The 23,911-nt window shown below is 44.4% G+C and carries 21 protein-coding genes; 14 read left to right on the top strand and 7 right to left on the bottom strand.

Translation table 11 applies throughout. From position 1 onward, the window contains the following. Positions 1-303 precede the first annotated feature (303 nt). Positions 304-696: a TerB family tellurite resistance protein gene (locus KUL49_RS08565; RefSeq protein WP_014948825.1), complete on the top strand. Its 393-nt coding sequence runs from the start codon at positions 304-306 to the stop codon at positions 694-696. Between the two features lie 35 nt (positions 697-731). After that, on the top strand, positions 732-1,988 hold the full coding sequence (locus KUL49_RS08560; protein WP_131137021.1) for a carboxylesterase: 1,257 nt from the start codon (positions 732-734) through the stop codon (positions 1,986-1,988). Between the two features lie 202 nt (positions 1,989-2,190). On the opposite strand, the gene KUL49_RS08555 is transcribed toward KUL49_RS08560, so the two are convergent. The 3 genes from KUL49_RS08555 to KUL49_RS08545 all read right to left on the bottom strand — a co-directional run bounded on the left by KUL49_RS08555 (position 2,191) and on the right by KUL49_RS08545 (position 8,298). Beyond that, positions 2,191-5,307 (bottom strand): efflux RND transporter permease subunit, encoded by a 3,117-nt coding sequence (locus tag KUL49_RS08555; protein ID WP_131137020.1) that lies wholly within the window; start codon positions 5,305-5,307, stop codon positions 2,191-2,193. Continuing rightward, positions 5,300-6,358 (bottom strand): efflux RND transporter periplasmic adaptor subunit, encoded by a 1,059-nt coding sequence (locus KUL49_RS08550; RefSeq protein WP_131137019.1) that lies wholly within the window; start codon positions 6,356-6,358, stop codon positions 5,300-5,302. Before KUL49_RS08550 ends, KUL49_RS08555 begins: the two co-directional genes overlap by 8 nt. Positions 6,359-6,489: 131 nt before the next feature. Then, entirely contained in the window at positions 6,490-8,298 is a 1,809-nt protein-coding gene (locus tag KUL49_RS08545; protein WP_131137018.1) for an ABC transporter transmembrane domain-containing protein, read from the bottom strand. A gap of 192 nt (positions 8,299-8,490) precedes the next feature. Here KUL49_RS08545 and KUL49_RS08540 point away from each other — a divergent pair, with 192 nt between their 5' ends. From KUL49_RS08540 to KUL49_RS08515, 6 genes are all read left to right on the top strand, one after another. Continuing rightward, a complete protein-coding gene (locus KUL49_RS08540) occupies positions 8,491-9,165 on the top strand; it encodes a DsbA family protein (RefSeq protein ID WP_131137055.1) in 675 nt (224 codons plus the stop codon). Positions 9,166-9,457: 292 nt separating this feature from the next. After that, entirely contained in the window at positions 9,458-9,709 is a 252-nt protein-coding gene (gene rpsP, locus KUL49_RS08535; RefSeq protein ID WP_014948832.1) for a 30S ribosomal protein S16, read from the top strand. A gap of 23 nt (positions 9,710-9,732) precedes the next feature. Then, on the top strand, positions 9,733-10,254 hold the full coding sequence (gene rimM / locus KUL49_RS08530) for a ribosome maturation factor RimM (protein ID WP_039233395.1): 522 nt from the start codon (positions 9,733-9,735) through the stop codon (positions 10,252-10,254). Continuing rightward, positions 10,255-11,016, top strand: a complete 762-nt coding sequence (gene trmD, locus KUL49_RS08525; RefSeq protein WP_014948834.1) for a tRNA (guanosine(37)-N1)-methyltransferase TrmD — start codon at positions 10,255-10,257, stop codon at positions 11,014-11,016. Between the two features lie 18 nt (positions 11,017-11,034). Next, positions 11,035-11,394, top strand: coding sequence for a 50S ribosomal protein L19 (rplS, locus tag KUL49_RS08520; protein WP_024015986.1), 360 nt, complete (start codon positions 11,035-11,037; stop codon positions 11,392-11,394). Positions 11,395-11,523: 129 nt separating this feature from the next. After that, positions 11,524-12,153 (top strand): trimeric intracellular cation channel family protein, encoded by a 630-nt coding sequence (locus tag KUL49_RS08515; protein ID WP_014948836.1) that lies wholly within the window; start codon positions 11,524-11,526, stop codon positions 12,151-12,153. A 97-nt stretch (positions 12,154-12,250) separates the two neighbouring features. Here the strand turns inward: KUL49_RS08515 and KUL49_RS08510 are convergent, their stop codons facing one another. Continuing rightward, complete coding sequence (locus tag KUL49_RS08510; RefSeq protein WP_131137017.1) at positions 12,251-12,967, bottom strand: enoyl-CoA hydratase/isomerase family protein; 717 nt, start codon at positions 12,965-12,967, stop codon at positions 12,251-12,253. A 429-nt stretch (positions 12,968-13,396) separates the two neighbouring features. Between KUL49_RS08510 and KUL49_RS08505 the strand changes: the two genes are divergently transcribed. After that, positions 13,397-14,485, top strand: a complete 1,089-nt coding sequence (locus KUL49_RS08505) for a 3-deoxy-7-phosphoheptulonate synthase (protein WP_014948838.1) — start codon at positions 13,397-13,399, stop codon at positions 14,483-14,485. 75 nt (positions 14,486-14,560) lie between these two features. Continuing rightward, positions 14,561-15,715 (top strand): bifunctional chorismate mutase/prephenate dehydrogenase, encoded by a 1,155-nt coding sequence (tyrA, locus tag KUL49_RS08500; protein WP_014976023.1) that lies wholly within the window; start codon positions 14,561-14,563, stop codon positions 15,713-15,715. 58 nt (positions 15,716-15,773) lie between these two features. Here the strand turns inward: tyrA and pheA are convergent, their stop codons facing one another. From pheA to yciH, 3 genes are all read right to left on the bottom strand, one after another. Further along, on the bottom strand, positions 15,774-16,955 hold the full coding sequence (gene pheA, locus KUL49_RS08495; RefSeq protein WP_039227282.1) for a prephenate dehydratase: 1,182 nt from the start codon (positions 16,953-16,955) through the stop codon (positions 15,774-15,776). Between the two features lie 354 nt (positions 16,956-17,309). Then, a complete protein-coding gene (locus KUL49_RS08490; RefSeq protein ID WP_131137016.1) occupies positions 17,310-18,110 on the bottom strand; it encodes a response regulator in 801 nt (266 codons plus the stop codon). Between the two features lie 63 nt (positions 18,111-18,173). Continuing rightward, a complete protein-coding gene (yciH, locus tag KUL49_RS08485) occupies positions 18,174-18,506 on the bottom strand; it encodes a stress response translation initiation inhibitor YciH (protein ID WP_131137015.1) in 333 nt (110 codons plus the stop codon). A 171-nt stretch (positions 18,507-18,677) separates the two neighbouring features. Between yciH and KUL49_RS08480 the strand changes: the two genes are divergently transcribed. The 4 genes from KUL49_RS08480 (at position 18,678) to KUL49_RS08465 (ending at position 23,649) form a co-directional block, all read left to right on the top strand. Continuing rightward, entirely contained in the window at positions 18,678-18,983 is a 306-nt protein-coding gene (locus tag KUL49_RS08480) for an STAS domain-containing protein (RefSeq protein ID WP_069943977.1), read from the top strand. 43 nt (positions 18,984-19,026) lie between these two features. Further along, positions 19,027-20,703, top strand: a complete 1,677-nt coding sequence (locus KUL49_RS08475; protein ID WP_075176226.1) for a fused response regulator/phosphatase — start codon at positions 19,027-19,029, stop codon at positions 20,701-20,703. A gap of 251 nt (positions 20,704-20,954) precedes the next feature. Next, entirely contained in the window at positions 20,955-21,395 is a 441-nt protein-coding gene (locus tag KUL49_RS08470) for a TerB family tellurite resistance protein (RefSeq protein ID WP_014948851.1), read from the top strand. A gap of 181 nt (positions 21,396-21,576) precedes the next feature. Further along, positions 21,577-23,649 (top strand): bifunctional diguanylate cyclase/phosphodiesterase, encoded by a 2,073-nt coding sequence (locus tag KUL49_RS08465; RefSeq protein WP_039233444.1) that lies wholly within the window; start codon positions 21,577-21,579, stop codon positions 23,647-23,649. Positions 23,650-23,911: the final 262 nt, after the last annotated feature.

Here is a 23,911-nt window from a genome sequence, read left to right as displayed (position 1 = left end):
GACACTTGGAACCTGTCAAAAAACACCTATAATGCAATAGGTGTTTACACTTATTTAACATTGTGAACTAAAAGCTTCATCGCGGCGTAACACTATCGTCAATTCAGCGGTCTACATTATTAGCCCTGTTAAACCTTGGAACCAAGTTAAAGGTTTATAGGTCCTATCGTAGTTCAACAACGACGCGTTATTGATGCTTTGGGTGTTAAATAGCTCGGTGTAGACACAAAAAAATTATCGCTACTGCTAGGATGCAGAGCATGTTGTGGTACTGCCGCGTACAGTACGAAGAGGAAGAGTGTTATGCAATTATCAGAACAACAAAGTTTTAACCAAGCCCTTATCAAGCTTTCAGTTTTACTTTATCAAGTCGATGGAATGGTCACGCTGTCTGAACAAGACTACCTGAATGCAATGGTCGAGTCTTTAGACTGGCAAAGTCCAATCTGCCGCGAAGCATTTCTTAACGATACTATCTACCAAACCCGAAAGGCCATTGACACCGGTGATGCCATTACGTTTTTACGCAGCTTAAAACATGACTTGTCGTTTGATGCTGAGAAAACACTAGAAGTGGCGATGGCGATCACAGGCGTTGATGGCGAGCGAAGCGAGGAAGAAACCGAACTTCTATCATTACTTACCCATAAATTACTCGCCAAAGCTTTAGTTTCGGGTAAAGATACACTGCAATAATCGCTTTTTTATTGCCACAGACCTAAACGTTAACAATGCCAAATTTTACCGTTAAAGCAGCACACGCATGTGCTGCTTCTCTCGCGCTGTTCTTATTGAGCGGCTGCCATTCGTCGCACAGTTCTCAGTTCAGCGCCAGTGCACAGGCCTTCCCGGTTGGTGTGCAGCCTTTCGATAATTACCTAAATGAAGTTGAACGTTACTTGCTTGAACATAGGGCATTTATTTCTGACGACAAAGCACAAGAAATGTCCATGAATATGCCATTTGAATGCGGCACACAATACCGCAATATTGGCGTCTTGTTAGTTCATGGATTAGGCGATTCACCTTACTTTTTTCGTGATGTCGCCAACGCCATGTGCAGTGAGGGCATTCACGTTAGAACCATCTTGTTGCCGGGACACGGCTCGAAACCCGGAGACATGTTAAATGTTAGCTATCAGCAGTGGCAGACAGAAACTAATCATCACATACGACTGTTTTCCGAAGAAGTAGACAACCTCTACATTGGTGGCTTTTCGACAGGCGCTAATTTAACCACAATAGCGAGTTTTTCGATGGCTGAAGAGCTTGATATAAAAGGGCTAATGCATTTTTCACCAGCCTTTAAATCACGCTTCTTTGTGTCTCGGTTAGCGCCTTATATTGACTCATTATTTCCCTGGCCTAATGTTGAAGAAGAAGATAACCCAAGCCGCTATAACTCCACTGCAATGCCAGGGTTCGCTGCCTATCAAGAAAGCGTAAATGTGCTTCAAGATTTATTCTCTAAATCGGAAAAAGAAAAGCGTGCGTTGAATTTACCTGTGCTTATGGTGGTGGCAGAAAAAGACAGTGTGGTTGACACAAAAAAAGTAGCTGAACAGTTTAGAGATAATTTTACTCATCCACACAAGTGTTTATTGTGGCAGGGTGAGGGTGAACCCGATGTACCTGAAAATACACTCGTCATGCAAACCATGAAGGTTCCGGAGCAGCGGATTAGCGCAGCCTCCCATATGAGTACACTTTTTTCAGATAACAACCCGCTATATGGTACTGCGAGTGACTTCCGCATATGTGATAACGGGCAAGGTAGTGACGCTGAAGCGCGCTGCAAAGCGGGAGAGGAAGTGTGGTACGGACCGTGGGGATTTAAGCCTGGTAACGCTGAAGAAAATTTAGCAAACAGTGAGCACGACCGCGTGTACGCAAGGCTAACCTACAACCCTTACTTTGATAGAATGGTCGATCAACTACTCGCCTTTACCGGCAAGGCGAAAGCCAAAGCGTTCTGTAAAGCCTACTAGGGCAGTAGGTTCTTAATCCATTTGAAAGCTCTAGCATCAGCCGTTTTTTAATAAAAAAACGCCCAAGCCTTAACGCGGGTAGTAACACTTGTTGTTACAACACACGTAGCTTGGGCGTCTCTCTTATTTCTCAAAGCAAACCTAGCGCACAGTCGCCGTTTAGATCTTAAATAGGCATAGCGCCTACTTAAGCGGGAAAATCCTAGGAATGCTGTGCGTTGGCTTCTTCCATTTCCTTCTCAAGCTTAGCGCTTTCATCGGCACGAGGCTTGGTGAAGCGGGCAAGTGCAAGATATAACACTGGCGTGAGGTAAAGAGTAAATACTACAGCTATACCTAAACCACCAAAAACCACCCAACCAATAGCATTACGAGCTTCTGCGCCAGCGCCTGTGGACAGAATGAGCGGCAGGCCACCTAGGATTGTTGAAACCAGCGTCATCATAATAGGGCGTAATCGCACTCTACCAGCCTCAACGATAGCATCGTAAATATCATAACCCTTATCGCGAAGCTGGTCGGCAAATTCAATCAAAAGAATCGCGTTTTTGGCGAGAAGACCTATCAACATTACCAAGCCAATTTGCGAGTAAATATTAATGCTGGTGCCGGTTAAAAACAGGGCATAGACCGCGGCTGCAATACCAAAAGGAACGGTAAGCATAACCACAACCGCACTGTTCACACTTTCAAATTGTGCAGCCAATACAAGCAGTACAATAACAAAAGCCAACACATAGGTAAGCGCTACTTGCTTAGACGTTTCTTCATAAGTTTGTGCTTCGCCTAAGAATACTAACCCAATGCCATCAGGTAGAGTATCGAGTGCTAAAGTGCGAATTTCATCCACCACATCGCTAAGCGCCACATCTTCTGGTAACTCCATTTCCACTTTTATCGCACGTCGCTGTGCTTGACGCTCTAATTCTGCTGCAACACCTTCTTCACTGATAAAGGCCACGCTTGAAAGAGGCACTAAGTTTCCATCGTCGCTCTTAACATAAAGACTGGTAAGGTCTGAAGGATCTAAAGTACTGCGATTATTGGTTTGCAGCATAATCGGAATAGCTTGATCGCCTACGTTTAAGTCGGCAATATCATCGCCATTAACGGCGGCGCGCAATGTGCTGGCAATATCGTTGAGCGGAACCCCCAACTCTTCTGCGCGACGTCTGTCTATATTTACGCGCATTTGAGGTTGTGTTGGGTCGTAGCTAATTCTAGGCCTTCCCAATTCGGGTAAGTTTTCTTCAAGCTGACGGGAGAAGCTTTGTGCAGCTATAAAAATATTCTCGTAGGTATCGCCGGTAAGTGCAATCTCTAAACCACCACCTTGGCCGCGCAAATTAAGACTGTTACCGCCAAAGGCATTGCCAGGCGCACCAGGTATTTGCTGTAGTTTAGGACGTATTTCGTTTACGACATCTTGCAGTGATTTATCCCGTTCATCCCAATGTTTAAGTGGTGCAGTGATAAATACGATGTTCGGGTCCCATGAGCCAACCACGGTGTAAATAGAGTCAATGGTGCCATTGTCCACATAAGGTAGCAGTAGCTCTTCCATTTTTTCAGCTTGTCTATCCATAAAATTAAGACCCGCGCCATCAGGGCCTCGTGCAAATATACGAATTGTGCCTCTATCTTCACTTGGTAGAAGCTCGTTATCGATATTTTGTGACAATATATAAGCACCACCGCCAGCGGCTAGACTTAGTATGCCCACTACCCAACCATATTTAAGGGCTTTTAATAGTGACGCTTGATATACGCGAAGGCAGGCATTGCCAAAGCGACCAAAGGTTTGACTAAACCAGCCGTTAGCTTTTGTTTCTTTTACTTTGAGTCGAGCCGTAAGTGCAGGTACTAGCGACAGCGCAACAAAAGAAGAGATCACCACAGCGCCAGCTAACACGCCACCAAACTCTCTAAACAATCGGCCTGCAGTTGATGGAAGGAAAGCGATAGGAATAAATACGGAAGCGAGTACGGCTGTGGTTGCCACTACAGCGAAAAACACTTCCCGGGTGCCGACTACGGCGGCAGCGCGAGCACCTAAACCCATACTTCTGCGTCGCTGAATATTTTCAGACACTACAATAGCGTCGTCCACTATCATGCCAGTGGCAAGAACAAGGGCAAGTAGGGTAAGAATATTAATTGAAAAGCCCATACCCCAAATAATTGCCAGAGCGCCTGCCAATGATACCGGGATAGATAGTGCAGGAACGATGGTAGCGCGCCATGAACCAATAAATACCAGTAATGTTACTACGACTAACGCTACAGTAAGGCTAAGCGATATCACGACTTCTTTGACAGAATCACGAATAAATTCTGCGTCGTCTGCTGTCACTACGATATTCATGTCGGCAAAACGCTTATCGAGGTCTTTGACCATAGCTAGCACTTCATCAGAAATCTCGATGGTGTTAGAGCTTGCTTGGCGAATAACGCCAACGCCTATTACTGGTGTGCCGTCTAAGCGAACTACACTAGTGGTGTCGGCCGGACCGAAATAAACACTGGCGACGTCATTAACACGTATGTCGCCGCTAACCACAATGTTTCCCACATCTTCTGCTGATACTGATGTTGCATCAGCGCGTACGATAAGCGCCTGTTCAGCCGACTGTATACTGCCTGCGGGTACATCAAAAGGTGCCAGTGCGAGTGCTTCTGCTATGTCGCTCATTGATAAGCCGAAACTGGTTAAACGCAAGGGGTCAACCGACACGCGCAATACGCGTTCTCTGTCGCCATTTAACGTAACATCGGCAACGCCGGGAATACTTAAAAATAAAGGCGCTACATCGGTATCAACGCGCTCGGTGAGGGTTTCCATATCCAGTGTGTCGCTAGAGATAGCAAGGCTAACTACCGCTTGGGCGTCGCTGTCTGCGCGGATAATCGCTACTTGTTCAACGTCGTCGGGAAGTTGGCGTTGTACGCGGCTAACTGATTCACGTACTTCATTGGCGGCATCTTCTAAGTTTACACCGGGGCGAAACTCAACGCGAACACGGGCTGAGTTTTCTTCACTTTGCGCGTAAATGTCTTTCACACCACTAACTCGCGCTACGGCACCTTCAAGGCGACCTGTTACTTCGGCATCTACAGTTTCAGGTGACGCGCCTGGAAATTGCGCTGTTACCGTGACGCGAGGCGTGTCAACATCAGGAAGTTCACGCACTTCGAGACCGCTTAACGCCGCAAGACCTGCGATAGCAATAAGCAAATTTAAAACGACAATTAAAACTGGGCGTCGTATAGAAAGTGAGGGCAGATCGCTTACCGAAGAAGAAAGATTTGGATCACTCACCTTTTGGTCCTCCGGCCAGTTCGGTGGTAATTTCTTGTCCAGTGCGCAAGCGCTGAACACCTTCCGAAATTAATGTGTCGCTTTCTTTAATATCGCCTGAAACTAAGATAGTTCCTCTTAGGCGTTGGTGAACGCTCACATCTACACGTTTAGCCTTTCCATCTTCAGCAAGCCATATATAGGCGCCTGTTGCTCCCCACAGTAACGCAGCTTCAGGCACGGCTGCATAGCGCTCACCTTCGATACTTAGATTGACCCTAAAGCTCATTCCTGGGCGGAACTTATCAGACGAGTTATCCAATAATGCGCGTGCGCGAAGTGTTCGGTCCGCTTCGTTTATGCGAGAGTCTATTTGTGCTATCTCGGCTTTTACCTTTTGCTCTTTATCGCTCCATGGTTCCAGCGTGACATTAGGCGCATTCAGTAAAACGGGCAATGCTGCTTCAGGCGCTCTGAAGTTAATAAAGAGTTTGCTTCTGTTATCCAGTGTAGTGATCACAGTCTGCTCGTTAATGCGATCGCCTACTTCAACGTCGGTAATGCCCACCACACCATCAAAAGGCGCAACGATGTGTCTGTCTTGTAAATCGGCTTGAGCTTCTTCCAATGCAACTTCTGCAAGGTCACGTTGAGTGCGTGCTAAGTCCAATTCACTGACCGGCACAGCGCCTTGCTTATAGCTTGATGCTAATCGTTCTACGGTGCGCTGTGCGTCTTCCAAAGTGAGTTTGGCGCGTTTTAATGCCGTTTGCTGACGTCTATCATCAAGACGAACAAGCACCTTTCCTTTTTCTACTGTTTGCCCAGGGACAAAGTTAATTTCTGTTACTTCATCAGCGACGGCAGGATACAACACAATTGAACGAACGGCTTCAGCACTACCTACTGCTTCCACTTTTCGCGTTTCGTTCATAAATTCAATGGGCTTGGTTACTACAAGCTTTGCTTGCCTGTCTCCCATAAACTGCGCATTTGCAGTTGGCACCATGATTAAAAAAAGAGCGCAAAGACCTGTCCATGTCTTCATTGCACCATAGAATGAATTTTTCATTTTAAACCCGTAGCGTTATTGGAACCTGTGCAGAAAAAGCTGCTGGCCCTTTATTTTTGTATTACCAAAACGTATGTTTTGTAGTCGATTGGTCGACCTCGTTGTTTGTACCGTATAGCACCACAGGCGGTTCAGCTAAGCAATTGCAGTTCGGCGTATTCCCTGTACAGGGTATCGCTTTTCATTAACGATGCATGGTCGCCGCTTCCTACGACCTGACCTTTATCCATAACTAATATGCGATCGGCGTGCTGCACCGTCGCAAGTCGGTGAGCAATCACAATGCTGGTTTTACCTACCATTAATCTATCTATCGCTTGTTGAACCATACGCTCACTCATCGCATCAAGCGCACTTGTTGCTTCATCGAGGAGTAAAATTGGGCGGTCGGCCAAAATAGCGCGAGCAATAGCAATACGTTGTTTTTGACCGCCAGAAAGTTTTACGCCTCGTTCGCCTAACTGTGTGTTGTAGCGCTCATCTAGGTTATCGATAAATTCGTGGGCAAATGCCTGCTTCGCTGCATTTATCACGGCGTCGTCACTTGCATGTGGGCTGCCGTAGCGAATATTTTCCAACACGGTATCAGCAAAGACGACGGGCTCTTGGGTAACTATCGCAATATGTTGGCGCAGAACGTCTACAGGCATTTTGTTGATAGGCGCACCATTGAACAGTATTTGTCCGGCACTTGGGTCGTAGAAGCGCATTAATAATTGAAATAGCGTTGTTTTGCCTGCGCCACTTGCTCCTACCAGAGCAAGACGTTCTCCTGCTTGAATGTTAATGTTTAAATTATCAAACAAAGGTTTGCTGTTGGGGTAAGCAAAGCTGACATTTTCCAATTCTATTTTTGGTGCCGCTTTGGAGATTATCGGTTTAGCGCTTGCTCCTTTTAATGCTGAGTACGTTGAAGAAGCAGAGGCTTCAGCTGTGTCACCATTCAAAGATCGAATAGAAGGCTCAGTGGTAAATAGCTCGTACAAACGCTCACTTGCACCAACACCTCGCTGTACTTCACCAATGACTTCGCTGATTGTGGCCACACTGCCGCCAGCCATTACGGCATAGAAAAGGAAAGCTGAGAGTTCACCTACGGTCATAGTGCCGTCTAATACTTGCCTTGCCCCTACCCAAGCAATAAAGATGATGGCCGTCATACTGATACACATGATGCAGCCAATAAGTAGTGAGCGATAGTGAATACGCTTTTTAGCTACGTCCATGGCAAGCTCTACCTTTTTAGAGAAATGCAGTCGTTCGGCATTTTCAGCGGTATAGGCCTGTACGGTCATAATTTCATGGAGACTTTCATCAATGCGTGCACCCAAGTCTGCCACTTTGTCCTGGCTTTCTTTGGCATAACGGCGCACTTGAGGCGCCAGTACCTTGATAGGAACCAGCACCGCGGGTACTGCAACAATTACACAGAAGGTAAGAAGGGGACTAGAAAACGTCATAAGTGCCAGTGCACCAACGAAAGTCACGACCGAGCGAAGGGTCATCGACAAACTCATTCCCACTACAGTCTGGATAATTGTAGTGTCGCTGGTAAATCGAGAAATGACCTCGCCAGTTCTAAGTTCCGCAAAAAATGAAGGCGGAAGAGACAGCAAGTGCGCATATACCTGGTTTCTGATATCAGCACTAACGCGCTCCCCAAGCCAAGTCATTAAGTAAAAGCGCGCATATGTTGCTAAACAGGCCACGATAGTAATGGCTAGCACTAATACTGTGGCTTTGTTTAACGTATCCGCTGCGTTTTCTATGAAGCCGCTGTCGATAGCGTACTTAATGCCTTGCCCAAGTAAAAGCCATGCAACTGCGGCCGTGAAAAGTGCTATAACTGCACCTACAACGCGCGCTTTGTAGCGAAGTAAATGTGAGCCAATCCACTGTAAGACTTGTTTGGTTGATACACTAGCGAGTGGTGTTGTCAAAATTACCTCTTCATGCGCATAACTAATTCATAGCGTTGATTTCGCTACGCTTATTAAAATTCATTATTTGGATTATACGGCAAAGCATGTACATTGGACGTAGGCAATGCGATTACAGCGGCAGTATTTACGCTGGGATGAAAGTTAACGTCGCAGAAGCAAAGCAAAATAGTTAAAACGGGGAAAATAATGATGAGTGAAACACGTACTTTGTATTATGTTCATGATCCAATGTGCAGTTGGTGTTGGGCATTCGTTCCTACTTGGGAGCAAATACAGCGTGAGTTACCCAACGACATTGAGGTTGTCTACTTGCTTGGCGGGCTCGCACCGGATAGTGATTTACCTATGCCGGAACAAATGAAACTTACTATTGCAGGCTATTGGCAAACTATTCAAGATCGTGTGCCTGGAACACAATTCAACTATGATTTTTGGACAAAGTGTCAGCCTCGTCGTTCGACCTATCCTTCGTGTCGAGCAGTTCTTGCAGCAAAAGCGCAGGCTAGAGATAGCGATGAAGTAAAAGCATTAGAGAAGGCAATGATCAAGGCAATTCAAGAAGGGTATTACCTGAATGCGAAAAACCCGTCGGATTTTGATACCTTGATAGCATTTGCTGAAGAAATAGGGCTTGATGTCGAGCGCTTTGAAATAGCACTCAATAGTGAAAGTACAATTGAGAAATTAAACGAAGAAATGCATATGGCGCGTAGTATAGGCGCCCAAGGCTTTCCCAGCTTAATACTCAAATCAAACAAACTTGCCGAGGCAGAAGAGACAAAATCACAAGCGCTTAAAAAGCCACAGTGGCAAAACGTTCCCTACGACTATAACGACGCAAGTGTAACCCTGCGTCGTCTTTGAAATTTCTCGAAATTAACTTCCCCCAATACGAAGACAACAAAAACGCCGCCGTTAATTGCTTGTTGAGCCTGGCTTGTTGTGGTGCTGCTTTCGACGATGATTAAAGTGCTGCTATCGACAATGATTAAAGTAATGTCACCGAGCACGCGCTAATTATAAGTTAAGCAAGACTTTTACTTGCATTGAGTGGCGATATCCGTATAATTCGGCGGCCTTCTAATTGGCGTCTAATTTTTAGTCGTAGTTTGAAGGCTTAAGTTAACGGTAACGCTACAACGAGTTTGAGGCATTTATGGTTACTATTCGTTTACAGCGTGGTGGCGCGAAAAAGCGTCCATTTTATCAACTAGTGGTGGCTGATAGCCGTCGTGCAAGAAACGGTCGTTTCATTGAAAACATCGGTTTCTTCAACCCAACTGCACAAGGTCAAGCGGAACGTCTTCGCGTAGATCTAGAGCGTGTTGAATACTGGGTTGGCGTAGGCGCGAGCTTATCAGATCGCGTTTCTAGCTTGGTAAAAGAAGCGAAAAAATCTGCAGCGTAAGCTGTTATTAACTGGTGGTATAGATGAGTCTAGCGTCTGACAAAGTGATTGTTGGCAAAATTGGCGCACCGTACGGTGTTAAAGGTTGGGTCAAAATCAACAGCTATACAGAAACGCCAGAAGGTATTTTTGAGTACGCGCCATGGTTTCTTGGCGATGAAAAGGAATACCAAATTGACCAGTGGCGACCGCACGGTAAAAGCCTCGTTGCAAAAATTGTGGGCGTTGATAGTCGAGATGATGCCGAGCGCATCAAAAACTTGGATATCAACATAAATGCTTCACAGCTGCCTGATTTAGGCGACGAAGGGGTTTATTGGCGTGAGCTAACCGGCATGAAAGTAGTAACAACGCAAGGTTACGACTTGGGTGTGGTGAAAGAAGTGTTTAATACAGGTGCTAACGACGTGATTCACGTTAAAGCGAATGTAGGCGATGCTTTTGGTCAAAAAGAAAGACTATTACCTTTTGTGTTCGACGAAGTCGTACAAGAGGTGGATAAGGAAGCGAAGGTCATTAAAGTTGACTGGGACCCGGGGTTTTAAGTGACACCGGAAAAGTGGTTCGGCGTTGTTAGCCTGTTTCCAGATATGTTCGCCCCTTTTACCCAACAGGGTGTTATAGGTCGAGCAGTTAAGTCTGGAACGTTATCGGTTGACACCTTCAACCCCCGTGACTTTACACATGATCGCCATCGTACAGTAGACGATCGCCCCTACGGAGGCGGACCCGGTATGCTGATGATGGTAAAACCGCTAACCGACGCAATACAAGCTGCCAAGAAAGTGGGTGGCGAAAAAAGTAAGGTGATCTACTTATCACCACAAGGGAAACCCCTTGACCAAGCAGGCGTACAGCGCCTTGCTAACATTGACCGCACAATTTTAATTTGCGGTCGATATGAAGGCATCGACGAGCGAGTAATCGAAAGCCATGTAGATGAAGAAGTCTCTATTGGTGATTACGTGCTAAGCGGCGGTGAACTGCCAGCAATGGTCCTTATGGACGCGGTTGCTCGATTAGTTCCTGGCGTGTTGGGGCATAAAGCCTCAGCAGTTGAAGATTCTTTCACTGACGGTCTTTTGGATTGCCCGCACTATACGCGGCCCGAAATACTCGATGGTCAAAAGGTACCTGATGTGTTGTTAAGTGGGGACCATGAAAAAATTAGGCAGTGGCGATTGATGCAATCATTAGGTAGAACCTGGCAGCGTCGCCCTGAATTGTTAAATCACCTAGCTCTGACTGAGGAGCAGCAGCGTTTGCTTGAATTATTCCAAGCGCAACTGCAGCAAGATGACAGTTAACTAGGACGAGAGGATATGATGAGCAAAGTCAGTCAAGATATCATCAAAAAAATCGAAGAAGCACAGCTAAAGACTGATGTTCCTGCGTTTGGTCCAGGTGACACAGTAGTTGTTAAAGTTCGCGTTACCGAAGGTGACAAAGAGCGTCTTCAGGCTTATGAAGGTGTTGTTATCGCTAAACGTAACCGTGGTCTGCACTCGTCTTTTACCGTGCGTAAAATTTCTAGCGGCGAAGGCGTTGAGCGTGTGTTCCAAACACACAGCCCGGCAGTTTCTTCAATTGAAGTGAAACGTCGCGGTGCGGTTCGTCGTGCTAAGCTTTACTATCTACGTGAGCGTTCAGGTAAATCTGCACGTATCAAAGAGAAGCTTAACTAAGATTACTAATCCTTGCGTTATTGTTAACTTCGAAAAAGCCCGCTTTAAGCGGGCTTTTTTGTGCCTGAAATTCGATCCATTCAATCTGTTTTTTAATACAAACATTAAGGTTTCTTAATAGAGAGAAGGATGAGTACAGAATACTTTATCGTGTTAGGCGTTGTTGGCGTCGCATTTTTTGCTGTATCGGGCGCATTGCTGGGGCATGACAAAAGTATCAATGGGTTTGGCATCGTCGTTGTCGGCGTGATGACAGCCCTTGGCGGAGGTACTTTAAGAGACCTCCTATTAGGGAAACCTATTTTCTGGGTAGAAACCTCAGAGTATCTACTAGCAACCTATTCAGCTATATTCGCGACAGTCTTATTCATTCGCTATATGCCTTCTCCTTCCAATTTTTACTTTATACTTATCGACACCATAGGGCTTGCTATTTTTAATGTCATAGGCATCGAGAAAGCACTTATTAGTGGAACCGGAATGATTGTCGCCCTAACGATGGGTATGACAACCGGTATCTTCGGGGGCTTGATGCGCGATGTGGTTTGCAGAGAAGTACCTTACGTTATGCGTGGAGATGTTTACGCGAGTGCATGTTTTGCCGGTGGTCTCACTTACGCCGCCTTATTTGCCCTAGACATCCCTTACATTTGGTGCATTTTAGGTTCTATCTCTGTAACAGTTTTAATGAGAATTGCATCGTTGCATTGGGGGGTTAAAGTCGATCTTTTTAGGAAGAGAACACCAAGGCCTAACTAACAGTGTAGAGTCCAACATCGATATGCCCATGAAAAGACTTATTAGCAAATATCGGTGAAGCGTCTTAAGTGACGCTTCACCATAGCGCCTGTTATTGTTATGCCATGAGTGATAGCGATTCTATTAACGGTTTGTTCTCGTTATCGATAGTGTGGATGATATGTTTGTGTAGACGCTTTTTGTGTTCGCCAAAAATGCCACGCTTTTTATCAAAGGTCTTAGCGTAGTTCAGCGCACCTTCCATCAAGCTCTCTTGTGTATCGTACGCCTTTTCTACCACGTGATCTTGCTCTAATTCTTTACCAGATACACGCCTTCCGGAAAGCTTCATTTCATTAAATCTGTAATACGGCATCGCTTTTTTAACAAACTCAATCATACCGGGCAGAAAGGGGATTGATAAATCTACTTCAGGGAAACAGAAGAAGCCTTTGTCTGCGCGCATAAATCTGAAGTCACAAGCGCACGCCAAAATTGCTCCGTTTCCGAAGGCGTGTCCATTGATTGCAGCAATAACGGGAAGAGGGAACAGAAGTAGCGCTTTAAACACGTCATCCATACCGTACATAAATTGCTTTATTTCCTCAGTGCGAGCTGCTTTCATCGCTGGCATTAGCCAGTCTGTGTCTATACCTAGACTAAAGCATTTCTCATCATTTGATGTGATCACTAGCGCTTTACAGCTTTCATTACTTTTAATGGTATTTAACGCTGAAAACATCTCCTTTGCGAAGAGAGGATTGTGGCGGTTCTCTCCATTTTGCATGGTTAGAATGGCGACGTCGCCAGTGTAGGTTAGGGCTAAATATTGCATTGTGTTCTCATTATTATTCCGTTGTCGCAATGATACAAAATCCTGACAATAAATGAGAAATTTAGCTTATTTATGTTGGTCAATTACGCCATTAAATTCGTGGAGCATTTGAAAACGTAAGGGCGGGATGTCACTACAAAGCGTTTGACTAATGAGGTAATTCGGAAAAAGCCTCACTGTCGATTAAAAATCGTGCTATCCCTATGCACTATTGCCATTCAGTCATGCTCATTCGCTTCGAATCTACCCTAGATTAAAGTATTATTCGTTATTACTTGCGCTATTACGCTTGAGTTGCTAAAAAGTCAATGACGTTAAAGAAATATAGAAAAAGCTGGTTGTACAATAAAGTTTACATGCAGATTGCACACTCTTTTGGCGTTTAATTTTCCGTTTTTTATTTGTAGTTAAGAGAGTAAGAGAGCTCCCATGATCAAGGACACCGTAAATAATGTTCACGTAAGTACCGAAGATGTACTTATAACCCCTGAAGCGCTTAGTGCTGAATTGCCTGTGTCAGACAAAGCGTTAGCGGCTATCTCTGAGTCTAGAAAGATTGTTTCAGATATCATTCATCGTCGCGACCATAGATTACTTGTAGTGTGTGGACCATGTTCCATACACGACGTTGAAGCCGCGAAAGAGTACGCACTTAAGCTTAAAGAGCTTCATGAATCATGCAAAGACACACTATTTATCGTTATGCGTGTGTACTTCGAAAAGCCGCGTACCACAACAGGTTGGAAAGGTTTAATTAACGACCCGCATATCGACGGTACATTTGATATTGAAACCGGTCTTCGTAAGGCAAGAGAGTTGTTAATTTGGCTTGCAGAATTAGAGCTGCCTGTTGCAACAGAAGCACTAGATCCAATTAGTCCACAATATCTTGCTGAGCTATTTAGCTGGGCTGCTATCGGTGCGCGTACCTCTGAATCGCAAACCCACCGTGAAATGGCCAGCGGCCTGTCTATGCCTGTAGGATTCAAAAATGGTACAGATGGAAGCCTAGATATTGCCATAAACGCCCTTAAATCGGCGGCATCGGGTCACCGCTTTATGGGAATCAATAAGCAAGGTCAGGTAAGTATTATCGGGACCAGCGGTAATCCAGATGGCCACATTATTTTGCGCGGTGGAAAGCAGCCTAACTATGATTCAGTATGTGTGTCTGAATGCGAAATTGAATTGCAAGATGCGGGATTGACTGCAGGCTTAGTTGTTGACTGCAGCCATGCAAATTCATCGAAAGACTATCGCCGCCAGCCTTTGGTTGCACAGAATGTGGTTAATCAAATTCTAGAAGGCAATCAGTCTATCATTGGCGTTATGTTGGAAAGCCATTTGAAGCCCGGCAATCAAAAAGCTGAAGGCAAAAAACCTGAAGAACTTGAGTACGGTGTTTCAATTACAGATGGATGTATCGACTGGGAAACAACAGAGAACTTAATATCTCAAACCAGAGATAAGTTAATAACTGTGTTACCCTTACGCCAAAATAAGCGCACGGTGGCATAAATCCAAGCAACGCCTAAAGTGGCAAGAAAAATTTGCCAATAAGCCCCGTGCCATTTGATTCAAGGATAAGACAGAATGGCCGATTTATCGCAGCACTTAAAAAAGTTAGATACGCTGCGTGAAGGTATCGACGAGCTGGATACCCAGCTTGTCGAATTACTCGCAAAACGCAATCAAATTACAACCCAGGTCGGTCAAATTAAGGCTGAAGCTGGTATGCCCGTTTATGTACCAGAGCGTGAAAAAGCGTTGATCGCATCCCGCCGTGCTCAGGCAGAAGCACTTGGGGTGTCGCCCGATCTCACCGAAGACTTATTACGTCGAGTAATGCGAGAGTCTTATCACACGCAAAACAACAAATATCGCTGTGTGAAACCTGATGTCGACAACGTTGTTGTAATTGGTGGAGCAGGGGCACTTGGCCGTGTGTTTGTGAGCTTGTTCGAACGAAGTAATTACAACGTTTCAGTTGTGGAAAAAGACGACTGGGAAAGCGGTAGAGCAACATCGTTATTAAGCTGTGCTTCACTGGTTGTTGTTGCAGTGCCTATTAATCTAACCGAAGCCGTGATTAGCAAGCTTACTATGCTGCCAGAGGATTGCGTGCTTGCAGATATAACCAGTATTAAAGCTAAGCCACTTGAGGCGATGCTTGCCGCACACAATGGTCCGGTTGTTGGACTGCACCCCATGTTTGGTCCTGACGCGCCTGGCATGATTAAACAGGTAGTGGTAGTGTGCGACGGACGTGGCAGTGAGAAATACAGTTGGCTCATTGAGCAAATGCGAATTTGGGGTGCTACCATTCACGACTCCAGCGCACAAGAACATGACCAAGCCATGGCTTATATTCAGGTAATGCGTCACTTCAACACGTTTGTGTACGGGCAACACTTAAAAGGTGAAGATCCTAATCTGGAATCACTCACCATGTTTAGCTCACCTATTTATCGTTTAGAACTCGCAATGGTAGGCAGGTTATTCGCTCAGTCACCACAACTTTATGCCGATATTATTTTCAATAACCCTGATAACTTTGCACTTCTACGTCGCTTTTACGAACGTTTTGGGATTGCATTGTCATTACTTGAGAATGGCGACAAAAAAGGCTTTGTAGAACAGTTCATGAAGGTCGGCGCGTGGTTCGGAGATTATGCGAAGAAGTGTTTAGTAGACAGCAAACAGATGTTGTTAAAAGCGGATGATGGTCAGCTTTTGAGAGACAAGTAGTTTTCAATAAAGCGGTTAATTGGTAAAAAGGTGAGCTTCAAAGCTCACCTTTTTCGTGTTAATCAGCCAGCGCACTCGCCGCGGCCACTTTGGTCGGGCTAATTTCTTCGCTTGGATAGCAGCCCAATACTTTGATGTAGCGGGTAATACCACGCAATGCATCAAGGGCATTTTGTACAGGGCCATCTTCTACGTTGCCTTCTACATCAATGTAGAACATCTCTTCCCATGGATTACCTGGAATAGGACGCGATTCAAGCTTCGTCATATTGATGCTGTTCTCTCGTAGCACCAACAAGGCCTCTACAAGTGCACCTGGCTTTTGGATGGTAGACATAACAAGTGTTGTTTTAGCAGGAACTTGAAGTGGAACCACTACTGGGTTGCGCGCAACAACGATAAAACGGCTATGGTTTTCTTTTTGGTTTGCTAAGTTACTCTTTATTGCCATTAGGCCGTACAAGTTACCACCCGCTTCGCTGCCTATTGCGGCTACGTCATCGCGTTTAAGCTCACTAACTGTCAACATGGCAGACGAAGTGCTGTCCATGGTTTTCACTTCTACGTTCCCTAGTTCTGCTAAGAAATGGCTACACTGAGTGAACACTTGAGGGTGAGCGTAAAGCGTTTTGATTTTATCGATACTGGTGTTGGTTCCCACTAACAATGTATGGCGGATAGGGTGGGTGAGTTCACCAATAATACTAAGTTGGGTATGCTGTAGTTGGTCATACACTTCATTGATACTGCCAGACGTCGTGTTCTCAATAGGCAATACCGCGTAATCGGCTTCTGTACTTTCAACTTTGTGAATAATTTCAGCAAAGCTCTGACAGCCAATTTCCAGCAATTCGCCGGGGCGACGAGAGAAGTACTTTTGCGTTGCTAGATAAGAGTAAGAGCCCTTGTCGCCCAAGAATGCCACTCGGTTTAAGGGCAATGTACTGCCAGGGTTAGCGCGTTCAGCAAGCATAGCCTGCTGGTTTAAAACAGAGTCCTCAATAATAACGTGAAAAATTTGCGTCACATAATGAGGGTCTAAGCCAATGTTTTGGCCTTCTTTTATTAGGCGCACCAATAGCTGTTCTTCTCGCTTTTGATCTCTCACAGGAATGTGATGCTTTATTTTCGTCTCAGCCACTTCGTTGGTTAACTTTCTGCGTTCTGAGAGTAAAGTAAGTAATTCACTGTCTAAAGCGGTAATCCGCTCTCTAACAGTATCTAATGCATTGTCTGACATATCATTCCCGTGCTTATCGTATAAGAAAATTCTGCTAAAAAAAACCTCCCAGTTGGGAGGTTTTCATGCATGTAGCCGCGCCTCCCTAGTTAAAGGATATAAACGCAAAAAAGAAAAGTGCTACGTGCATAGTATTCTGTTTCATAGGTTTGAATGTATGTTGAACGCCTATGTGTGTCAACCGATTTTTACAAATTGAATAGTTGTTTTTAATGTGGGGGACTTGAAAAAGTAATTAAAATGCGCTGTTGGCTTTATAGAAAGCCAAACGGTTAGGGCATGAAGCGTTGGCAGGTGCCGTAAATATACACCTGCCGGTGGGTAATTTGAGAACGCCGTTTAATATTTTAGCGCTTAGTTACCTAATAGTGCTGAAAGCATTTGTCTTACTTCGTTGGGCTCAAAAGGCTTATCGCATAGCGCGTTCACACCTGTTTGCTGAATATTAGCCATATGTGCACTGTCAGCCGACTCTGACGTTACCATGATAATCGGTATATGTGTGGTTTCTGGATTAAAGCGGATAAATTCCGATAGTTCCCTGCCATCCATTTCGGGCATATTGTAGTCGGTAACCACGAGGTCAAAAGGTTCATCTTTTATATAAGTTAGCGCCGTTGCGCCATTCTCAGCTTCTTTTATGCGTTGAAGCCCCATGCCTTCTAGTACGCGTCGAATATGATTACGCGCTAATTTACTGTCATCAACAAGTAGTACGCGAACATCATGTACGTCAAATAGTTCTAATTCTAGTTCATCGTGATTGATTAAATCTAAGCTTGCGTTTAACGCACGAGACAAATGAAGGGGTTCAAATGGTTTAGGAAGAATTGCCGCAACACCCGCCTGCTTAAACTCTTCTAGTTTGCTTAAACGATTTTCACTGGAAACCAACATGAAGGGGATTGTTTTAAATGCGTCGTCTTCTTTAATGAATTTAAGTAGTTCTAGTGCGGTTCCATCTTCGTAGTACATCGCGCTTACGATTAGGTCAGCACCGTGCGCTTTTACCGCTGAACGAGCTTCGGAAAGGGTACTGACGGGGTCAATTTCCTTTACGTGTTCTTTTAACAACAAAGTGGTGATGATCTTTCTTTGTGTGTCAGAAGGCTCAACTAAAATAATGTGTAGATCAGAAATTGACAGCTTTTCCATTTCAGACTCTTTTTGTTATATGTTTATGAAAAAGTGAGAGCTCGCTAGCTGGCTAGCGTTACATTAGCCCCCAGCAAGCTTAACTTTATACCCTTTATCGGTAAGTAGTGTGCGGAGCTTTTCCCTGTCATCAGTTTGTACTTCAATGACACCGTCTTTCACTGCGCCGCCGCAACCACACTTTTTCTTTAGCTCAGAGCCTAGCTTTTTCAGCTCATCAGACGCGAGGTCTAATCCCTTAATCAGAGACACCCCTTTTCCTTTGCGACCTTTAGTTTCCCTGTAAATACGAACAACGCCGTCAGAAGACACCGAACGCGCTTGCTCTTTTGGCTCAGGCTTTATTTTGCCGCTTTCAGTACTATAGACCAAAAGGGCGTCTTGCCAGTCTTGCATACATACCTCAATAAATTGCGTCTTTCCATCTAAATGGCGATAAAAAAAGCATTACCATACGAAAGTTTAAGATGACTTTCATGGCGATGTGTAAAAGTTCAACTAGTATAAGAATAGCAAAGTTAAAAGCATGTGATGAAGCATTTCTGCTTACATTTTTAAGGAGCGAATATGGAAATAACGTCGAGCTATCAAAATCAAGGGAAAGTACTAGTGGTAGATGTAGGCACTAAGTTTGACTTTAGTAAGGTAGAAGACTTCAGAAACGCCTATGGCGAACTGGGCGCCGATGTCTCTCACATCACCGTAGATTTATCGCGTACTGAATACATGGATAGCTCTGCCTTAGGTATGTTGTTAAACATGCAAAAGGCACTCGCTGAAAGAGAATTAACCTACAGTATCGAAAATGCCCGTCCTCAGGTTGCTAAAATCCTGAAAATATCTCGATTCGATAAAAAGTTCGACATTAAGTAAGAAAAGCAAGTCGCTAAATTAACATTTTATCGAAGAGACATACGTGAAGATCCTCATTGTTGACGACGAGGCTATCAACCGTACATTGCTTACTAACATGCTTTATAACGCAGGTTATAAAGAGTGTATCGAAGCGGTGGATGGTGTTGAAGCTATCAAAAAATTTACGCACGAAAAACCCGACTTGGTTTTGTTGGATGTTGTGATGCCTGGGCTCAGTGGTTTTGACGTTGCACCCAAAATACGCAAGCTTGCGAAAGGGCCGTATCTACCTATTCTTTTTATCACCGCTTTAGAAGATAAAGAAAGCTTAGTGAGGTGCCTGGAAGTTGGTGGGAACGACTTTGCCACAAAGCCCTTCGACCGACACATTCTAATTGCCAAAATTCGAGCCCACTTAAAAATACGTGCTTTGAGTGAACACATAGAACAGCAAAATAAAGCACTTCGTTTATTCAATCAAAGAGTGGCGAGAGAGCACGCCATTGTGGAACATATTTTTAGCCACGCTATTGTCAATCGACCCGAGGTAATGGCGCATTTCGACTGCTTCCTAAAGCCAGCTGAAACCTTTAATGGCGATCTCTTTCTATGCGAATCAAGCCCTAGTGGTGGTATTTATTTTGTGGTGGGAGATTTTACAGGTCATGGTTTGGCGTCAGCAATTGGTGCGTTGCCTGTAACCCGAGCCTTTCAAGAACTCAGCCAACAAGGGGTATCTATTTCTGAGATTATTTCAGAATTAAATCGAATTTTAATTAAGTTTCTACCAAGTGACATGTTTATGGCCGCAGTGGTGGGCGAAATTAACGCGGGGGGCAATAGAATCAACTTATGGCAGGGTGGAATGCCGGCTGTCATTGTTCCTGCGAAAACTGATTTAGCGCTGCGCTGCATCCCTTCACGTCACATGGCATTAGGGATCCTAGACGAGCATGAACTCAACACCGATTGCGATACCATTCAATTAGGATGCAATGAACAGCTTGTAATTTGTAGCGACGGGCTAATTGAGAGTACTAATCAAGAGGGAGAAATGCTTCTTGAGGAAGGCTTGGTAAGAATAGTAAAAGAGCAAATGCAGACGCATGGGAAAATAGAATCCAATTCACTTTTTCTTAAGGCGAAAGAGCATTGCGCAGCCTCTTCATTTCACGATGATGTCACGCTAGTCGTGTTTACCTCTCAACCCATTAAAACGCCCGTATCACCAAAGATGGATTTTGGATTGCCATCGGTGCATGAAGTTGCGCTTGACGCACAACATTTGAAACAGCCTGACATTCTTCAACGCGTGCTACAGCTTGCGGGGCAATGTGAGGGCATTCAAACGGTGCGTTCGATAATTTATACCGTGTTGTCGGAACTGTTTAATAATGCGTTAGAGCATGGGATCTTGAAACTCGACTCAAAACTCAAAGCTGATAGTACAGGGTTCCATCAATATTACGAAAACCGCGAGGCTTCACTAAAAGCGCTTAGTCACGGGCGAATTAATATTAGGATAGAGTCTTTACCCCTTAAAGGTAAGGTGCTGATAGCGGTTGAAGATAGTGGTGAAGGCTTTGAGTGGAATAAGGCAAGTACGGTAGGCCGGCGTCATTCCGTTCATGACGAAAGCTTTGGGCGTGGGCTCCCTTTGCTTCACGCGCTGTGCGAACGAGTGTGGTTCGAAAATGGCGGGAGTAAAGTGGTTTGCTTACTTGATACTAAAATTTAGGCGCCTTTAGACAATATCTTTACGAGCAAAATGTTCATATTCATGTTTCTCTGAGGGCTTTTAAACTCTCACTTTACAGCTCTAGTCGCTGAGTACAGTTTACATAGACTTGCTTCCTTGGTCATCGCTGTAAATCTGTCCATCTAATCCAGCAATTAATCGAATTTAGCTTTTACCGAGTAAAAGTTTTATCGATACTCAAATTTCATTAACCGCGGGCGTTTCTGCGGTGACACAAGAAGTAGGGCCCCATGCTGAAATCATTTCTTAAACTTTTCGAAGACACGCATAAGCGTACAGAGCCAACGTATACCGTTGAATTGGCGACTGCTGCATTACTTAGTGAAATTGTTAACGCTGATAATGAGGTAACGGATAGCGAGAGAAGTGAATACGAGAAACAGCTCAGAAAGCATGTAAACATAGATGAGGAAGCGATGTCGTTGTTGCTTGAAAGAGGACAAGAGACGGCTGACGATTCAATTGACTTAGTGCGTTTTACTCAAGTACTAAATAAACACTGCAGCGCTGATGAGAAAAGAGATGTGATAAAGAGCCTCTGGGCTATTGCATACGCGGATGAATCTTTAGCGCCTCTTGAAGAGAGTACTATTCGTCAAATAGCTGATTTATTGTACGTTCCCCATAGCCAATACATTAAAACTAAACTTGAAGTAGTTGAAAGAACATAGCGTTCATCATCACTCAGTTAGTCTTTTTTGTCTTAGCTAAAAAAATGGATTCAAATTTAGCGACCTGTACCTTACTATTGTGAACAAATAATAATAAAAGCTTAGCGGTGACAGTGCTGTTTCAGAGCCTATGGCATCACTTGCTTACAACAGCTTGCAGTACTGAAGTAAGGGTAGTTGAGTGTTTAGAACGTTGAAAATCCCAATTGGGCTTGTCATTGCATTGACGATGTCGGTGCTGGCGCTCTCTGTGGTAATTGTTAATAAATTAGAACACAACGCTTCTGTGGTGGATGTGGTTAAAGGCAATACCGCGACGTTAAGTAACGCTTTGTCGCTGCAGTTATCGGTTGTCATGGAGCGAAGTCCCGGTGATAACGCATTATTTTCCTCTCTTTTCCAACCGATAAAAGAACACGATAATCTTATTTCCGCCACGCTATATGACAACGACTATCAAGTCATTTCCACTATCCAACCTGATTCCTTAAGCCAGCTTTCCAATCAATCTGTTCCACTTGATCCTGCAGAAATTCCATTTGGTGTTACGCAATACGACAATGTTATCACTGCCCATCAAATTGTAGGCAGTAGCCTATACCCACTTGGACATGTTGTTCTTTATGTGGACATTGAAGACACCATGGCGGCAAGTTCAGCCCGCCAGCTCATTAAGCAAGTGCCTATCGTTATCGCGGTTTGGCTGCTTTGCACTGGCACTTGTGTCTTTATTTTATACCGTTTGATTTCTCCTATTGGGTCGCTGAGGCAGTTTACTCAAGAAGTATTTGAGTCAAAAGATTATGCGCTGCGCAGTTCACTTAATACATCTAATGAAATTGGACAGTTATCGAATAACATTAATAGTTTATTGGATACCATTGAAGTTGAGTTACTTATCAACTTTGAGCAAAAGCAAACATTGGTTGATCAACAAGAAACCATGTCTCGTCTGGCAAACTTCGATAGTTTAACCGGTCTTCCCAATCGACAGTTTGTTCTCGATAACTTAAGACTTGAGCTAGCCAGAGCCAAAAGAAATGATGAAGACTTACTGCTCCTGTTTTTTGATTTAGATGGGTTTAAGGGCATCAATGATTCTTTAGGACATGAAACCGGGGATCTCATTCTCATAGAGGTTGCTGACAGAGTTCAGTGTTTGCTGCGCGACGGCGATTTATTCGCGCGACTGGGAGGGGATGAGTTCTTAGTACTGCCCGATAGAGATGTGACTACTGACCAAGCGCAAAGCTTGGCAACGCGACTTATTACCGCATTTGATGAGCCTTTTGAACTGCGTGGCTTATCACTAACGGTAGGTTTAAGCGTTGGAATTGCTACGGCTTCCGATGCGGGCTACGACCTAAGCGAGCTGATGAGCAATGCAGACCTTGCAATGTATCGTTCAAAAGCGCGAGGGCGGGGCAGCTACACACTGTTTACACCTGATATGGTTGAGTCGCATAAGCGTAAACTCCACTTAGCTAACGGTATTGAGCAAGGAATCAGCAACGATGAGTTTGTTGTTTATTACCAGGTTAAAGTTAACAACGAAGGGAATGTAATAGGCGTAGAAGCGCTTATTCGTTGGCAACATCCTGAATTTGGCTTGGTCATGCCGAACGAGTTTATCCCCATTGCTGAGCAGGGCGGTAAGATCACTGCAATTACCCGTTGGGTAATTAAGCGCGTTTGTATTGATATGCCAGATTTAAAACAATGGGCCACGTCTCCGTTTAGAGCCTCAATCAATTTATCTGGACATGATTTGCGAAGCTCGCAGCTGTTTGACTACATCTACAATACTTTCAAGCTCTATGACATCAACCCAGAAAACATTGAATTTGAAGTGACAGAAAGTGCGTATCTAGAAAACTTTACTCTTTCAAACAAGTTCTTCAGACGCATCGGAAACATGGGGTGCGCCATAGCTCTAGATGATTTTGGAACGGGTTACTCCTCGTTAAGTTACCTGACGCAAATCAATATCGACACGCTAAAAGTTGACCGACAGTTTGTAATGGAAATTCAAACTTCAGAACGAAGCCGTCTTGTGACTGGGGCAATTATTGATTTGGCGAAAAGACTGTCACTCTCGGTATGTGCTGAGGGCATAGAAAACCTTGAACAGTGGAATTATCTTAGAGAGCATGGATGTGACAATGTGCAAGGATTTATGTTTAGCAAGCCCATCCCCTTGTCGGAGCTCACTTGCTCTCCCTCCCATTATAGCGATAGTAGTTTCTCTGTATAGCAAGGTATCGATAAAACCACTTTGACATACAGTGTTTCAAAGTGGTGTTTCTTTTTTGCAACATTTAACCTGTATGCTGAGTGGTTGATAGTACACTTATTTGCATATGCTGCTGTTTTTAATGTGCTTTTTCTTTTTGGTCTGAAAATCGCATAAGCAGTTTGAATGCAATTATGATAGTGGTTAATTGAAGACTAGTGGTAGTATCCATGAGCTTTAATAGCAGCATAACCTGATAACACAGGGCTGGTATCAAAGCGGA

Origin of the sequence: Alteromonas sp. KUL17 (assembly GCF_006538305.1) — a bacterium.
Classification (GTDB): Bacteria; Pseudomonadota; Gammaproteobacteria; order Enterobacterales; family Alteromonadaceae; genus Alteromonas; species Alteromonas macleodii.
Note: the sequence above shows the minus strand (reverse complement) of the source record. Positions and strands in the feature narration are given on the sequence as shown.

Excerpts from the sequence above, each read along its gene's own strand:
- KUL49_RS08490 (WP_131137016.1), bottom strand. The coding sequence starts at position 18,110 with ATGGAAAAGCTGTCAATTTCTGATCTACACATTATTTTAGTTGAGCCT.
- KUL49_RS08560 (WP_131137021.1), top strand. The coding sequence starts at position 732 with ATGCCAAATTTTACCGTTAAAGCAGCACACGCATGTGCTGCTTCTCTC.
- KUL49_RS08550 (WP_131137019.1), bottom strand. The coding sequence starts at position 6,358 with ATGAAAAATTCATTCTATGGTGCAATGAAGACATGGACAGGTCTTTGC.
- KUL49_RS08470 (WP_014948851.1), top strand. The coding sequence starts at position 20,955 with ATGCTGAAATCATTTCTTAAACTTTTCGAAGACACGCATAAGCGTACA.
- KUL49_RS08510 (WP_131137017.1), bottom strand. The coding sequence starts at position 12,967 with ATGCAATATTTAGCCCTAACCTACACTGGCGACGTCGCCATTCTAACC.
- KUL49_RS08505 (WP_014948838.1), top strand. The coding sequence starts at position 13,397 with ATGATCAAGGACACCGTAAATAATGTTCACGTAAGTACCGAAGATGTA.
- yciH (WP_131137015.1), bottom strand. The coding sequence starts at position 18,506 with ATGCAAGACTGGCAAGACGCCCTTTTGGTCTATAGTACTGAAAGCGGC.
- tyrA (WP_014976023.1), top strand. The coding sequence starts at position 14,561 with ATGGCCGATTTATCGCAGCACTTAAAAAAGTTAGATACGCTGCGTGAA.
- rimM (WP_039233395.1), top strand. The coding sequence starts at position 9,733 with ATGAGTCTAGCGTCTGACAAAGTGATTGTTGGCAAAATTGGCGCACCG.
- rpsP (WP_014948832.1), top strand. The coding sequence starts at position 9,458 with ATGGTTACTATTCGTTTACAGCGTGGTGGCGCGAAAAAGCGTCCATTT.
- KUL49_RS08565 (WP_014948825.1), top strand. The coding sequence starts at position 304 with ATGCAATTATCAGAACAACAAAGTTTTAACCAAGCCCTTATCAAGCTT.
- KUL49_RS08540 (WP_131137055.1), top strand. The coding sequence starts at position 8,491 with ATGAGTGAAACACGTACTTTGTATTATGTTCATGATCCAATGTGCAGT.
- KUL49_RS08515 (WP_014948836.1), top strand. The coding sequence starts at position 11,524 with ATGAGTACAGAATACTTTATCGTGTTAGGCGTTGTTGGCGTCGCATTT.
- pheA (WP_039227282.1), bottom strand. The coding sequence starts at position 16,955 with ATGTCAGACAATGCATTAGATACTGTTAGAGAGCGGATTACCGCTTTA.
- rplS (WP_024015986.1), top strand. The coding sequence starts at position 11,035 with ATGAGCAAAGTCAGTCAAGATATCATCAAAAAAATCGAAGAAGCACAG.
- KUL49_RS08480 (WP_069943977.1), top strand. The coding sequence starts at position 18,678 with ATGGAAATAACGTCGAGCTATCAAAATCAAGGGAAAGTACTAGTGGTA.